This is a genomic window from Bradyrhizobium sp. SBR1B (genome assembly GCF_014198205.1).
Lineage (GTDB): Bacteria > Pseudomonadota > Alphaproteobacteria > Rhizobiales > Xanthobacteraceae > Bradyrhizobium.
Genome location: NZ_JACIHC010000002.1, coordinates 676,454 through 690,874, shown reverse-complemented (window position 1 = coordinate 690,874; position 14,421 = coordinate 676,454). Strand labels below are relative to the sequence as shown.

General features: G+C 65.4%; 10 protein-coding genes. 6 read left to right on the top strand and 4 right to left on the bottom strand.

Annotated features, from left to right (window positions below):
- Positions 1-84: 84 nt before the first annotated feature.
- Together GGD61_RS07940 and GGD61_RS07935 are read right to left on the bottom strand one after the other, a co-directional pair.
- A complete protein-coding gene (locus GGD61_RS07940; RefSeq protein ID WP_092255859.1) occupies positions 85-3,615 on the bottom strand; it encodes a tetratricopeptide repeat protein in 3,531 nt (1,176 codons plus the stop codon).
- Between the two features lie 389 nt (positions 3,616-4,004).
- Positions 4,005-4,595, bottom strand: coding sequence for a PadR family transcriptional regulator (locus GGD61_RS07935; protein WP_092255855.1), 591 nt, complete (start codon positions 4,593-4,595; stop codon positions 4,005-4,007).
- Positions 4,596-4,795: 200 nt separating this feature from the next.
- Here GGD61_RS07935 and GGD61_RS07930 point away from each other — a divergent pair, with 200 nt between their 5' ends.
- The 4 genes from GGD61_RS07930 (at position 4,796) to GGD61_RS07915 (ending at position 10,754) form a co-directional block, all read left to right on the top strand.
- Complete coding sequence (locus GGD61_RS07930; RefSeq protein ID WP_183230482.1) at positions 4,796-5,179, top strand: nuclear transport factor 2 family protein; 384 nt, start codon at positions 4,796-4,798, stop codon at positions 5,177-5,179.
- A gap of 105 nt (positions 5,180-5,284) precedes the next feature.
- Positions 5,285-7,075, top strand: coding sequence for an acyl-CoA dehydrogenase C-terminal domain-containing protein (locus GGD61_RS07925; protein ID WP_183230481.1), 1,791 nt, complete (start codon positions 5,285-5,287; stop codon positions 7,073-7,075).
- Between the two features lie 55 nt (positions 7,076-7,130).
- The gene (locus GGD61_RS07920; protein ID WP_183230480.1) at positions 7,131-8,339 is read left to right on the top strand and encodes an acetyl-CoA C-acetyltransferase; all 1,209 of its coding nucleotides are present in this window, start codon (positions 7,131-7,133) and stop codon (positions 8,337-8,339) included.
- A gap of 201 nt (positions 8,340-8,540) precedes the next feature.
- Entirely contained in the window at positions 8,541-10,754 is a 2,214-nt protein-coding gene (locus GGD61_RS07915) for an FAD-dependent oxidoreductase (protein ID WP_183230479.1), read from the top strand.
- A gap of 401 nt (positions 10,755-11,155) precedes the next feature.
- On the opposite strand, the gene GGD61_RS07910 is transcribed toward GGD61_RS07915, so the two are convergent.
- Positions 11,156-11,464, bottom strand: a complete 309-nt coding sequence (locus GGD61_RS07910) for a hypothetical protein (protein WP_143109044.1) — start codon at positions 11,462-11,464, stop codon at positions 11,156-11,158.
- A gap of 239 nt (positions 11,465-11,703) precedes the next feature.
- Positions 11,704-12,318 carry a glutathione transferase GstA gene (gene gstA, locus GGD61_RS07905; RefSeq protein ID WP_183230478.1) on the bottom strand — a complete coding sequence of 205 codons (615 nt, stop codon included), beginning with the start codon at positions 12,316-12,318 and terminating at the stop codon, positions 11,704-11,706.
- Between the two features lie 126 nt (positions 12,319-12,444).
- Between gstA and GGD61_RS07900 the strand changes: the two genes are divergently transcribed.
- Both GGD61_RS07900 and GGD61_RS07895 read left to right on the top strand, forming a co-directional pair.
- Positions 12,445-12,942 carry a MarR family winged helix-turn-helix transcriptional regulator gene (locus GGD61_RS07900; protein WP_018316363.1) on the top strand — a complete coding sequence of 166 codons (498 nt, stop codon included), beginning with the start codon at positions 12,445-12,447 and terminating at the stop codon, positions 12,940-12,942.
- A gap of 99 nt (positions 12,943-13,041) precedes the next feature.
- A complete protein-coding gene (locus GGD61_RS07895) occupies positions 13,042-14,412 on the top strand; it encodes a glutamate--cysteine ligase (RefSeq protein WP_028139831.1) in 1,371 nt (456 codons plus the stop codon).
- The last annotated feature ends 9 nt before the right edge of the window (positions 14,413-14,421 follow it).

Genomic DNA, 14,421 nt, shown 5'->3' with positions numbered 1-14,421 from the left:
TCGCTTCGCTCCGCGACCTCTCCCGCAAGCGGGAGAGGTGCACCGCGCGCGCGGCTCGTTCTGTCTGTCTAAAGCAATTCGCCTTTAATGCGCAGCCGAGGCCGAGCGCTTGGTCGCGACTTGCTTCGGCGCCGGCTTTGCATTCGCCTGCGGCGCGCTGTCCCAGCCGCCGGCGGGCGCCGTGACGTTGACGGCGTCGTCGGGCTGCGGCTCGGCGCTGAAGGTCTGGATCGCGAGCTTGGCGGCCGCGAGCGATTGCGGGTCGAGACGCTTGGCGACGTCGTCGCGCTTGCCGGAGGCGTCCGCATCACCCTGGGCAGCTGCGAGGCTGAACCATTTGTAGGATTCGGCGAGGTTCTGTTCGACGCCGATGCCGCGGGCATAGAGGATGCCGAGGTTGAACTGGCTGTCGGCAACGCCGCGATCGGCGGCCTTGCGGAACCATTGCGCCGCGCTCTTGTAGTTGGCGCCGCGTCCGCCGCCGTCGGCATCGAGCACCGCGAGATTGTGCATTGCCTTGGCGTTGCCGCGCTCGGCGGCCTGGGTGTAGTAGCGGCGGGCGATGTCGGCGTCCTTCTTCACGCCGAGGCCCTTCTCGTAGAGCGTGCCGAGGCGGAAGGTCGCCGGCACCACGCCGGCCTGCGCCGCGCGGTCGTACCATTTGGCCGCTTCGTCGTAATTCGTGGCAACGCCCTTGCCTTCGGCAAAGCGCAAGCCGATCTCGTAGGCCGCGGTCGCATCGCCCTTCATCGCGGCGGTGCGCAGTACCGGGCCGCCGATGCCGTCAGGCAGCTTTTCGCTCGGCGGCACCTGGATCATGCCGAGCTTGGCGCGGCTCGTGCCCGACAGCGCGCCGGTGACGTCGCTGCTCGTGGCAGGCGGCGGCACGGATGCGGCGGGCGGCGGCGGAATTTCGACCGAGGCCGAGTTGCCTGAATTGGCGGCGGGAGCCGGCGCGGCGTTGTTCTGGGACTGCCGTCCAATCGGCGTCGGCGAGGTCATCGATGGCGTGACCTGCTCGGGCGTGGCGGGCTTGTTCTCGATCACCGGCGGTGGCGGTGGGGCCTGCGGCGCGGGCTGGCTCAACGTATTGTCCATGGCCTGCGGCGCGGGCGGCGCGCTGCCCTCGAGCAGGTTCATCGCCATCTTGAAGGTGCCGAGCACGATCACGACCACGCTCGCGCCGACCAGCAGCGAGCGGATCTTCGAGGTGATGGTCGAGCTGCCGTCCTTGCCCTTGTCCTTGCCGCGATCGGCGCCGGCCTTCGCACCACCCTTGGCGCCGCGCGCCGGCTTTTCCGGCTGCGCGGCGGCGGCCTGGGCGGCGCGGCGGGCGGCCGCGATGAAGCTCGACGACGACACCGGCTCTTTCGGCGCGGCGGGAATGTCGCTGATCGCGCTCTCGGAGGCGGCGATGCGCTCCGACGGCGTGGCGAGGCGTCCACCCGGCCGTGTGCCCGGCTCGAGCGGATGATCCGGCGGCAATTCCGGCGCGAGCGCGGTGCGCGCGGGCGCCGTGTGCGGCTCCAGGATCTCGCTGATCGCGCGCGGCGGCACCGGTGGTGCCGACGGAACCGGCGGCGGCGCGGCGGGGCTAGCAGCATGGAATTCACGCGGCGCGGCGGAGAAGGCGGCTTGGGCGAAGGCGCCGTGGGCCTGTTGCTGCGCGTGGGCCTGTTGCTGCGCGGCGGGGTTCGGCAGCTCCGGCTTCGGATCGTATTTCGGTTGCTGCTGGGCTTGCGGCCGCGGCTCACGCGCCATCGGCGGCGCGGGCTCCATGGGAGCGGCCATCGGCATGGGCATTGGCGCGGGGGCCGGCGGCGCGGTGCGCACCGCGCGCAGATCGCCCTCGATCATGGAGAGGCGATCGACGACATGGCCGAGCGCGCTATGGACGGCGTCGAGCGAGTCCTGGGTGCTGCGGTTGGTCTCGGCCTGGCTGAAGCGGATGTCGGACAGCTCGCGCTTGACCAGATCGACCACGCCGGAATCGGCCGGTGCTGCGGAGCTGCGGCTCTCGGCCAGCGCGGAATAGGTCGCCTGCTGCCGCTCGAGGTGACGCAGGATGTCGTGCAGCCCGTCCTCGACGCGGCTCAAATTGCCGTTGCGCGGATCGGCGGCGGCTTCGATCCGCTCCAGCAAATACGAGACGCGCTGTTCGAGATGCGCAAAGGTCGAGGCCGAATCGTTGCCGACCTGCATGCGGTCGAAGCGGTCCGACAGCGCGCGGATCGCCGATTCCAGGTGCTCGGTGCTCTCGGCCGGCTGAGGCCGCTCGCGCGTTTCCAGCGCCGCGGTGAGCGCCGCAATGCGCTGCTCCAGCACCGCAAAGCTGTCGCCCTGGCCGGAGGCGCGGGTGACCTGGTCGACCTTGGACGACAGCAGCTGCACGTCTTCGGACAGGCGTGCCAGCGCTTCGTTGGACGCGACGTTGGAGACGATGCCGCGCAGGGCGGTGATCGCGCCTTCGAGCTGGCGCACCGTCGAGGGATCGTCATTGGCGCGCAGGATCAGGTCGAGCTTGGCGCCTAGATTGCGGATCGCCTCGTCATAGCCGGTGAGCTGCTCGGCCGGTGTCAGCGTGCGCAGCACCTGCTTGATGTCGGACAGCGCGTGCTCGATGCCCGACAGGACCTGGCCGTCGGTGCCGTTGGAACGCGTCTCGTCGATCCGGCGATGCAGCGAGCGGATTTCGTTCTCGATCGATTCGATCGCGCGCCGCGGCATCGCCTCGGTGATGGCGGCGCGGATCTCGGCAAGCTCGCTGCGGAAGGCGTTGATCGCCTGCTCGGTATTGTCGGGGCGCTGCAGCGACTCGATCTGGCTCGTGATCTTGAGCAGATGGCGCTCGAGCGCGGAAAAATCCGGCCCCGGCTGCGGTGGCGGCGGAGCATAGGCAGGCGCGGGTGGCGCCATCGGAGGTGCGTAAGGAGCGGCCCAGGGAGCAGCATTGGGCGCGATCGAGGGCGCGGCGCGCGGCGGCATCTGCCGCGGCGTGAAGCCGTCGAGCTCGCTCTGCCGCGCGGTGATCTCGGCGACGGCGACGTCGAACGAGGCGGGGCTCAGGGGCGGGGCGTTGCGATAGACCTGCGCCGCCGCGCGCTCGACCGCATCGGCCTGGCGCTGGCGCGTGTCGGCCGGCGCCGGGCGCGGAGCCGGGGGCTGCTGCGGTTGAGGCTGCGGCCGGGAGATTTGCGACAGCCGCGCATCGAGACGCGAGATCGCATCGTTGAGCTGGCGCGCGACGCCCTGCTCGCGCGAGGCGTCTGGCCGCGAAGGGTCCTGCCGCGACGAATCCTGTCGTGACGAATCCTGTCGTGAAGTATCTTGGCGCTGCGCGGGCTTGGAGATCCGCTCGATCTGCTGGGTGATCGCGTCGAGCCGCTGGTGGATGTCGGCGACTTCGCGGCTTTCCTGACTCGGTCCCCGGGTTTGAACGTGCGGGGCTTGCGGACGCTGGTCGTAAGGTTCGCGAAAGTTCGGGGGAGCAGTTTCGCCGAGGGTGGAGTTCAGCCAATCGTTGAGTGACATGCCGGCGCGACGCGCAGCAGCTTCGGCCCGCTCCCTGACGGATGGATCGATGCCGTCAACACTCCACGATACGCGCGAATTCATGACTCTGTCCGGTTCCGACTCCGGCGCCCCACCCGGCGCCTCCAGCCTCCCCTCGCGTGCCGGTTGCAAAGACAATCGGATTTGGCGCGGGTCGTCTGCCTCGAAAACCGACTTTTTCCTGTTACGGTAAATAACGGGTTAAGGAACGCGAGCCCGGTGTCTTAAAGTTGGGCGGCGGGAACTGGGGCACGCCGGAAGCGGCGTCATTGCATCCTTCGCGACCTGCCGCCGCCATATACTCCGCTGTCATCGCCCCCGAAGGCGGGCGATCCAGTACGCCGCGGCGGCTCGATTCCAGCCGCGCTGCCTCGGAGTACTGGATGCCCCGCTTTCGCGGAGCATGACACCGGTAAATGTGGTGACAGTCTCCTGTCGGGTCGGGCCACCCCTCAGCCCTTCCCCTCGCGCTTGCCATCCTCCAGCGGCACCACCGTGGCCTTGCCGGTCATCGCCGACAGCGCATCGAGCGCCTCCTCGCAGAAGTCGGCGACCATCTGTTCGTGGCGGGCCCCTAAGCGGAGCAGGAGCAGATTGCCGAGATCGAGCCGGCCTTCCGCCGTGCCCTCCGGAAAGCGCTTCTTCAGGATGCGCTCGTAATTGGCGTGGCGGTCGCGATGGTGCTCCAGGCGGGCCATCAGGTCGGTGCGCAGCGGCTCGATGTCGATGCTGTCGAGCGCATGGAGGCGGACCAGCAGATCGTCCTTGGTGGAGGCTGGCGTGCTTGGTCGCGCGGCCCAGTGCCGCAGCGCTGTTCGCCCCTCCGGAGTGAGCGTATAAACCAGCTTGTTGGGCTTGCCCGATTGCACGACCTCGCGGCCCTGGATGTGGCCGCGGTCGCGCAGCTTGGAGAGCTCTCGGTAGATCTGCTGGTGGTCGGCCTTCCAGAAGAAGCCGATCGAGGAGTCGAACGTCTTGGCGAGTTCGTAGCCCGTCATGGGGCGTTCCGTCAGGCATGCGAGGATTGCGTCGCCCAGTGCCATGACCGGCCTCCTTCTTCTTCGACCTCGACCAACCCGCTTGACTTTATGCGCATTGGCGCATATGCGTCAATGTGCATATGAGGCGTTCAGGGACGGGCTGAAGATCCGACCCGAAAAACCCAGCGGAATCAATCAGCACGCTACTGTGCATGGGGTTGTTTTCGCGTTTTTTGCCAAGGCCTTTAGGGAGGCATCCTGGAATGACCGGCCTCGACTCCTGGTACGGCTACATGAAGTCCCACGACCGCACCGCGCTTTGGGACTTGCTTCATCACGACGCCGTTTTCGAAAGTCCCGTCGTGCATTCGCCGCAGCGCGGGCGCGACATCACTTTCAAATACCTCTCCAGCGCCGAGAAGGTGCTCGGCGGTCCCGGCTTCACCTATGTTGGTGAGTGGACCAGCGAGCGCGGCGCCGTGCTCGAATTCAAGACCATGATCGACGGTATCGAGATCAACGGCGTCGACATCATCAGCTTCGATGCCGAGGGACGCATCACGCATTTCAAGGTGATGGTGCGTCCGCTCAAGGCGATCAACATGCTGCATCGTCTGATGGCGGAGCAGTTGGCCGCCCAATCATGACCCTGCCCTGAGGTTGCAGAACCCGCTAAGCTCGCGGGCACGGCTGCGCCGCAAGGACCGTTCAGAGCATTCCACCACTTCAAGGCCCATTGCCGGGAGAACCCCATGCCGATCTACAAAGCCCCCGTCGAAGACGTGAACTTCCTGCTCAACGACGTCTTCCAGATCGACCGCTACGACAATCTCGCCGGCTTCTCCGATGCGTCGAGCGATGTGCGCGAAGCCATTCTGGGCGAAGCCGCCAAGCTCGCCGAAGAGGTGCTGCAACCGCTCAATCGTGTCGGCGATCTCGAAGGCTGCAAGCGTGCCGATGACGGCAGCGTCACCACGCCGAAGGGCTTCAAGGACGCGTTCAAGCAGGTTGCCGAAGGCGGCTGGCTCGGTCTGTCGGCGCCGACCGAGTTTGGCGGGCAGGGCCTGCCGGTGACGCTGAGCCAGGCGGTCAACGAATTCCAGATCTCCGCCAACATGGCGTTCTCGATGTATGGCGGCCTCACCATGGGCGCGACCGCGGCGCTGATCGTTCATGGTTCGCCCGAGCAGAAGAAGACCTACGTGCCGAAGATGGTTGCCGGCGAATGGACCGGCACCATGAACCTGACCGAGCCGCATTGCGGCACCGATCTCGGCATGCTCCGCACCAAGGCGGTGCGTCAGAGCGACGGCAGCTTCAAGATCACGGGCACCAAGATCTTCATCTCGGCCGGCGAGCACGACCTTGCCGACAACATCATCCACCTCGTGCTCGCCCGCATCGAAGGCGCACCTGCCGGCATCAAGGGCGTGTCGCTGTTCGTGGTGCCCAAGTTCCTTGTAAATCCGGATGGCTCAGTCGGAGCCCGCAACGGCGTCGTCTGCGGCTCGATCGAGCACAAGATGGGCATCCACGGCAATTCCACCTGCGTGATGAACTACGACAGCGCCACCGGCTGGCTGATCGGCGAAGAGAACAAGGGCATGCAGGGCATGTTCGTGATGATGAACGAGGCGAGGCTCGGCGTCGCCGTGCAGGGCCTCGCGCAGTCCGAGGTCGCCTATCAGAACGCGGTCGCCTACGCCCGCGAGCGCATCCAGGGCCGCTCGCTCACCGGCGTCAAGGCGCCGGACAAGCAGGCCGATCCGATCATCGTGCATCCCGACGTGCGCCGCACGCTGCTCTCGATCCGCGCCTTCAACGAAGCCGCGCGCGCCTTCGTGATGTGGACTGCGCTCAAGAGCGACGTCGCCCATCGCTCGGAAGACCCGAAGGACCGCCAGGCGGCCGACGACCACATGGGCCTGATGACGCCGGTGCTGAAGGGCTTCCTTACCGATTACGGTTTTGCCAACGCGGTGCAGGCGCAGCAGATGTATGGCGGCCACGGCTACATCGCCGAGCAGGGCATGGAGCAGTTCGTGCGCGATGCCCGCATTGCCATGATCTATGAAGGCGCCAACGGCATCCAGGCGCTCGACCTCGTCGGCCGCAAGCTGCCGCGTGACGGCGGCCGCGCCATCATGGCCTTCTTCGGCGAGGTCATGGCCTTCGCCAAGGAGAATGGCGGCGACGAGGCGCTAAAACCCTTCATCGCGCCGCTCTCGGCCTCGCTCGGCCATCTCCAGCAGGCCACGACTTGGCTGATGCAGAACGCGATGGCGAAGCCCGATAACGCCGGCGCAGCCGCAACCGATTACCTGCATCTCTTCGGCTTCGTCGCGCTCGGCTACATGTGGGCGAAGATGGCCAAGGTGACCAATGCCAAGATTGCCGAGAGCGGGGCGACGCCCTATCTCTCCACCAAGCTCGTCACCGGCCGTTTCTTCATGGAGCGGATGCTGCCGGAGACCGCCGCCAATCTCGCGCGCATCCAGGCCGGCTGCGCCACCATCATGGAATTGCCGGCGGAAGCGTTCTGAGCCTGCTTCCGCTGCCTGCTCCCAATCGTATTGAACATCACATCAGGAGGGCGTCATGCCTGAGGCATTCATCTACGACCACGTTCGCACCCCCCGCGGTCGCGGCAAGGCGGACGGCGCGCTGCACGAAGTCACGGCGCTCGCGCTCGCGACCGTGCCGCTGAAGGCGCTGAAGGACCGCAACAATCTGCCTGAGGATTCCGTCGATGACGTCATTCTCGGCGTGGTCGATCCGGTCGGCGAAGCCGGCAGCGACATCGCGCGTTTCGCGGCGCTGAAAGCAGGTCTCGGCGAAGCCGTGCCGGGCGTGCAGATCAGCCGCTTCTGCGCCTCCGGCCTCGATGCCGTGAACTTTGCCGCCGCGCAGGTGATGAGCGGCCAGCATGAGCTGGTGATCGGCGGCGGCGCTGAATCGATGAGCCGCGTCGGCATCGGCGCCTCCGGCGGTGCCTGGCCGATGGATCCGTCGATGGCAGTCCCCGCTTACTTCATGCCGCAGGGCGTCTCTGCCGATCTGATCGCCACCAAATACGGCTTCTCGCGCGATGACGTCGATGCCTACGCCGTGCAGAGCCAGCAGCGTGCCGCGAAGTCCTGGGAAGAAGGCCGCTTCGACAAGTCGATCGTTCCGGTGAAGGACATCAACGGCCTCACCATCCTGGCCAAGGACGAGCACATGCGTCCCTCGACGACGATGCAGTCGCTGGCGCAGCTGCAGCCGTCGTTCACGATGATGGCGCAGATGGGCGGTTTCGACGGCGTCGCGGTGCAGTCGCATCCGGAGATCGAGCGCGTCAATTACGTTCACCATGCCGGCAATTCGTCGGGCATCGTCGACGGCGCCGGCGCCGTGCTGCTCGGCAGCAAGGAGGCTGGTAGCAAATACGGCCTGAAGCCGCGTGCAAAAATCCGCGCGTTCGCCAATATCGGCTCGGAGCCGGCGATGATGCTGACCGGTCCGGTCGACGTCACCGAAAAGCTGTTCGCGCGCTCCGGCATGAAGAAGTCGGACATTGATTTGTTCGAGCTCAACGAAGCCTTCGCCTCGGTCGTGCTGCGCTACATCCAGGCCTTCGACATCGACAACGCCAAGATCAACGTCAATGGCGGCGCCATCGCGCTCGGCCATCCGCTTGGTGCAACCGGTGCGATGATCCTCGGCACCGTGCTCGACGAGCTCGAGCGCACCAACAAGGCGACTGCCCTGGTCACGCTGTGCATCGGCGGCGGCATGGGCACCGCGACCATCATCGAGCGGGTGTGACTTCTTCCCCTCTCCCCTTGTGGGAGAGGGTGGCGCGAACACGCGGAGCGGGTTCGAGCCGGGTGAGGGGTCTGTCTCCGCGGATGCAGACCCCTCACCCCCTCGCTTCGCTCGGACCCTCTCCCACAAGGGGAGAGGATAAGACGAGACCCCATCAACCGCCGCGCCTGAGATTGGCTGCGGCACCGAGGAGCAACCAACATGTCGTACAAGAATTTCAAGGTTGAGACCGACGCAGACGGCATCGCGCTCGTCACCTGGGACATCCCGGGCCGTTCGATGAACGTGCTCGACGAGACCTCGACCAACGAGCTCGACGCCATCGTCAAGGCGACCACTGCGGATGCCGCGGTGAAGGGCGTCGTCATCACCTCGGCCAAGGAAGCGTTCTGCGCCGGCGCCGACCTGTCGATGCTCGAGGGCATGAACCAGGCCTACGCCAAGGTGTTCAAGGAGCAGGGCGAGACCGCCGCGAACCAGATGCTGTTCGACCAGAGCCGACGCTTCTCGCTGGTGCTGCGCTCGATCGAAACATCAGGCAAGCCGTGGGCGGCCGCGATCAACGGGCTCGCGCTCGGCGGCGGTTTCGAAATCACGCTGTGCTGCCACTATCGCGTCGCCGCGGAGAATCCCAAGACCCGGCTCGGCCTGCCCGAGGTCAAGGTCGGCCTGTTCCCGGGCGCCGGCGGTACGCAGCGCGTGCCGCGCCTGGTGCCGCCGCAGGACGCGATGACGATCCTGCTCAAGGGCGATCCCGTCACGATCGACAAGGCCAAGGCGCTGAATTTGATTCACGCCATCGTACCGGCTGCCGATCTCGTCAAGGCGGCAAAGGACTGGATCAAGGGCGGCGGCAAGGCGATCGCGCCCTGGGACGAGAAGGGTTTTAAGCTGCCCGGCGGCCCGGTGTTCTCCAAGGCCGGCATGATGATGTTCCCGGCCGGCAATGCGATCTATCGCCGCGAGACTTACGACAATTATCCGGCCGCGCGCGCCATCATGAGCTGCGTCTATGAAGGCCTGCAGTTGCCGATCGACGCCGCGCTTCGCGTCGAGTCGCGTTATTTCACCTCGGTGCTGCGCTCGAAGGAAGCGGCGGCGATGATCCGCAGCCTGTTCCTGTCGATGCAGGAGCTCAACAAGGGTGCGCGCCGTCCGAAGGACGTGCCCGCAACCAAGGTGAAGAAGATCGCCGTCATCGGCGCCGGCTTCATGGGCGCGAGCGTCGGCTACGTCTCGGCTCGCGCCGGCCTCGACGTCGTCCTGATCGACCGCGACCAGGAGAGCGCCGACAAGGGCAAAGCGCACGCGCAGAAGGTGATCGAGGATCAGATCAAGAAGGGCCGTGCCAAGCCCGGCGATGCCGAAGCGCTGCTCGCGCGCATCACGCCGACCGCGGACTATGCGGCGCTGAAGGACGTCGACCTGGTCATCGAGGCGGTGTTCGAGGATCGCAAGGTCAAGGCCGATACCTTCGCCAAGGCGCAGGAGCACATGAAGCCCGACGTGATCTTCGCGTCGAACACCTCGACGCTGCCGATCACCTCGCTGGCTGAATCGTTCAAGGATCAGGGCAAGTTCGTCGGCATCCACTTCTTCTCACCGGTCGAGAAGATGATGCTGGTCGAGATCATCAAGGGCAAGAACACTGGCGATCTCGCACTCGCGACCGCGCTCGACTACGTCCGGCAGATCGGCAAGACGCCGATCGTCGTCAACGACTCCCGCGGCTTCTTCGCCAACCGCTGCGTCGGCCGCTACGTCGCCGAGGGCAACGAGATGTTCCTCGAGGGCGTGCCGCCGGCAATGATCGAGAACTGCGCCAAGATGGCCGGCATGCCGGTCGGCCCGCTCTCGCTCTCCGACGAAGTCGCGCTCGACCTCGGCCTCAAGATCATGAAGGCGACGGAGGCCGATCTCGGTCCCAACGCCATCAATCCCGACCAGAAGAAGCTGATGGTGGAGTTGGTCGAGAAGCAGGGCCGGCTCGGCCGCAAGAACAGCAAGGGCTTCTACGACTATCCTGAAAAGGGCAAGGGCCAGAAGAGTCTGTGGCCGGGTCTGTCGGCGCTGCAGCCGAAGCAGCTCGACCCTGACACGCTCGATATCGAGGAGCTGAAGCAGCGCTTCCTGGTGGTGCAGGCGGTGGAAGCCGCGCGCACGGTCGAGGATCACGTCATCACCGATCCGCGCGAAGCGGATGTCGGCTCCATCCTCGGCTTCGGCTTCGCGCCGTTCACCGGCGGCACGCTGTCCTATATCGACTTCATGGGCCCGAAGAAGTTCGTCGAGCTTTGCCACAAGCTGGAAGCGAAGTATGGCTCGCGCTTCACCCCGCCGAGGCTGCTCGAGGAGATGGCGGCGAAGGGCGAGACCTTCTATGGCCGCTTCGCGCCGAAGAAGGCGGCGGCCTGACGAGCAGCCTGTAGCCCGTACGGAGCGGAGCGAAATCCGGGACCAGTTTTTCAACTCGCGAGAGCACCCCGGATTACGCTTGCGCTCCATCCGGGCTACGCAGAAACAGGAAAGGCCGGATCGTCGATCCGGCCTTTCTATTTGCAGTCGTCGAACGGTTAGAAAACGCCGCTGCAAACCCGTCCAGCCGCGCTCGCTCCGCCCTGGCACCGCTCTTGCTGACGATCCGTCGGATGGCTCGTCAGCATTGAAGGTGTCCCGCAATGATCCCCACGGTGTCTCAAGTCAGCGCAGCCGGCGTTGCCGTAAGATACGCCCCCCTCTTGCGGCTGGGGCAGCCGTGGCCGCGCCGCAGGCTTCTCCGGCGGCGCAGAAAGCTCCCCTCCTGGGTCGGCCTGGCCCTACTCATTCTCTTCATCGACATGGCGATGGCCGCGCTGGCCTGGGTCGCCGTCGACGTCGTCCTGCACTGAGAGCTCGCCTCTGTGCACGTAGAGCGTCGCCGCCAAATAGGCGACCTGGCCGGCAACCAGGCAGCCGGCGACGATGGGAATGCCCGTCCAAAATCCAAAGCCCGAGGTCTGAAGGACCGTTGCGACGAGGATCGCGGTCGCCGGCGAGACCAGCAACAGACTCCCGACTCGGAAGAAGAGTCCCGCCGCCAAGCCGGTGATCGTGCTCGCAAGCAAGAGGAGGAGTACGGTTGTCACGAGAGCTTCCCAGTTCAGGCCGCATCGCGGTACATGGCTGAAATTGAGCCAACTGGATTGCTCTCACAACGATGGTGATCTCTGCCGCACACACAAGGCGGAGTTATTGTTAACTCCGACAATGCTCGTAAAATTGATGCCCAGGACATCGCGAACGTCCGGGCTTCCGCAACCGCTTCAAGCAAAAGAGCCGGATCATCGATCCGGCTCTTCGTCGTCCCGACTGTCGTGCGCGGGTCTTACTTCGCCTGCGCGAGGCCTTCCTTCTTCAGCGCTTCCTGCACCTGCGGCCGCGCCTCGACGCGGGCCTTGTAGGCGGCAAGGTTCGGCATCGCCGAGAGGTCGAACTTCATCCGCTCGCCCCAGGTCAGCATCGTGAACAGATAACCGTCGGCCACCGTGAACTGCTTGCCCATGAGGTAGTCGCGGCCGGCGAGCTGGCTGTCGATATATTTCAGCTTGCCCATGACGCGATCTTTGAAGAAAGCCTTGGCTTCGTCGTTCAGGGCCGGCGCGAACAGCGGACCAAAGCTCTTGTGCACCTCCGAGGTGAGGAAATTCAGCCACTCCAGCAGCTTGTAGCGCTCGGAACTGCCATGGGCGGGCGCCAGCGCCTTGCTTGATGCCTGATCGGCGATCATCTGGACAATCACCGGGCCTTCGGTCACGATCTCGCCGCTGTCGAGGCCCAGCGCAGGGACCTGGCCCTTGGGGTTCAGCTTCAGATAATCCTCACCATTTTCGAGCTTCTTGGCCCGGAGATCGACCTTGACCAGCTCGTAGGGCAGGCCGGCTTCCAGGAGCGCGATGTGGGGGGACAGCGAGCAGGCACCGGGCGAATAGTACAGTTTCATGGAATTTCCTCCTCTTGACGCTTGGTTCGGCGGAAAGAACGACTACATGCAGCTGCTTGTAACAGTCAATATTGATGCAGCTGCATCAAATGGGGTAAGAGACGGGCGACGAGCTTGAGCGGGACCATGAAACGCAAACCATCGACCGAGGCGACTTCCGCCTGGATCCGCCTGATGCGGGTGCAGAGCCGCGTGCTCGATTGCGTCGAGCAGGATCTGAAGAAGGCCGGCTTCCCGCCGCTGGCATGGTATGACGCGCTGCTCGAATTGTCGCGAGCTCCCTCGGGCGAACTAAGGCCAGTGGAACTCGAACGGCAGATGCTGATCCCGCAATATTCAACCTCGCGCCTGATCGACCGCCTGGTCGACGAGGGCCTCGCCTCGCGGCGCGAATGCAAGATCGACAAGCGCGGCCAGTTCGTCGAGATCACGGAAGCCGGCCGCGAGTTGCAGAAGCGGATGTGGAGCGCCTATTCGGCTGCGATCGAGAAATATGTCGGCTCGAAACTGTCCGATGCCGATGCCGTCAAGCTCAGCGGTCTGCTCGACCGCCTGGGCTGCTCGTGCGGCGAGATGAAACTGCCGCCCGTCGCCAACGTCAACGAAACCTCGCCGTCGCGATGATCGCGCGGCACACCAGCTCGTCCGTGCACCCGGTGGGTTCGCGGACCATCCCGTCACCCGCGCGCGTTCGATCGAAGCGCCTTTTGATTAGAGTTTGATATGGCGCGAGACCAGATCGATATGACGCCGCTGCAATCGCGCGACGAGCTCGTTTCGTGGTTCGAGGAAGGCTGCAAGGACCCGTCCGAATTCCGCATGGGCACCGAGCACGAGAAGACGCCGTTCACGCTCGAGGGCCACCGTCCGGTGCCTTACGAGGGCGCGCGCGGCATTGGTGCGTTGCTCGAAGGCATGAAGCTCCTGCTCGGCTGGGAGCCGATCATGGAGAAGGGCAACATCATCGGCCTCTACGACGTCACCGGCGGCGGTGCGATCTCGCTCGAGCCCGGCGGACAGTTCGAGCTCTCCGGCGCGCCGGTCGAGAACGTGCACCAGACCCAGAGCGAGCTGATGGCGCATCTTGCACAGGTGCGCGAGATCGCAACGCCGCTCGGCATCGGCTTCCTCGGTCTCGGCATGACGCCGTCCTGGTCGCGCGCCGATATCCCGGTGATGCCGAAGGGCCGCTACAAGATCATGACCAACTACATGCCGAAGGTCGGCCAGTACGGCCTCGACATGATGTACCGGACCTGCACCGTGCAGACCAATCTAGACTTCTCCTCCGAAGCCGACATGGTCAAGAAGCTGCGCGTTTCGCTCGCGCTGCAGCCGGTCGCAACCGCCTTGTTTGCCAATTCGCCGTTCACCGAAGGCAAGCCGAACGGCTTCCTCTCCTTCCGCTCCGAGATCTGGCGCGACACCGACAATGCGCGTTCCGGCATGATGCCGTGGGCGTTCGAGGACGGCATGGGGTTCGAGCGCTATGTCGACTACGCGCTCGACGTGCCCATGTATTTCGTCAAGCGCGGCGAGGAGTACATCGACGTGTCGGGCTCCTCGTTCCGCGCGTTCTTCGACGGCCGCAACAACAACCTTCCCGGCGAGCGTCCGACGCTGTCGGACTGGGCCAACCATCTCTCGACGATCTTCCCGGAAGTGCGGCTCAAGCGCTATCTCGAGATGCGCGGCTCCGATGGCGGCCCGTGGGGCCGGTTGCCGGCGCTGCCCGCGTTCTGGGTCGGGCTGCTCTATGACGACGTCGCGCTCGATGCGGCCTGGGAGATCGTCAAGCACTGGAGCGCGCCCGAGCGTCAGGCCCTGCGCGACGACGTGACGCGCTTCGGCTTCAAGGCGCGGATCAAGAACCGTTACCTGTTCGAGATCGCCAAGGAATGCCTGGTTCTGGCGCATGCCGGCCTGCGCCGGCGCGGCCGCATCGACCAGCTCGGCCGCGACGAAACGCGGCATCTGGAGCCGCTCGACCGCATCATCGATTCCGGCCGGACGCCGGCCGAGGAAATGTTGGACAAGTTCAACGGTCCCTGGAAGGGCTCGGTGGAACCGGCCTACGCGGAATACGCGTTCTAGGACGGTCAG